Here is a 401-nt window from a genome sequence, read left to right on the forward strand (position 1 = left end):
CGAGGTTGTCGTTCAGCCCAAACGACAGCGCGACCGCCGCGACGGAAGCGCCGGGTTCGGCGCAGGCGGCCAGAACCTGCGCCTTGAACGCCGCGCTGTGCCGGCGGCGTTGCTTCGGATTGACGTCCATAGATGTCCAGCTAACTTAGAACTTATCCGTAAATTATGTTGACGTCGGTAGGTACCTTGCGGAAGGCAATGATGGCAGCGGCAAGGTGGTTRAGGGCGACGAAGCTGCGCTCGAGTTTCTCGTAGCGCACGAGCAGCTTGCGGAAGCGGTTGAACCAGCTATGGCAGACCTCGACGACCCAGCGCCGTGCCTTCTTGTTCGGATCGCGCTGCTTGATGTCAGCTTCGGTGCGTCGACYAACGACGTGAGGGATGTAGCCGTGGCGCTCGAT

Annotated in this window: 2 protein-coding genes; both read right to left on the bottom strand. The window is 60.9% G+C overall.

Annotated features, from left to right (window positions below; genetic code table 11):
- Nucleotides 1–130: transposase (locus AC1DF3_RS37175; RefSeq protein WP_478142840.1), on the bottom strand; the 130-nt coding region annotated here is incomplete at its 3' end.
- A 22-nt stretch (nucleotides 131–152) separates the two neighbouring features.
- A partial coding sequence (locus AC1DF3_RS37180) for a transposase (RefSeq protein WP_478142839.1) occupies nucleotides 153–401 on the bottom strand: 249 nt, incomplete at its 5' end.

The sequence above is a fragment of the Variovorax sp. 10N432 genome (assembly GCF_056394465.1).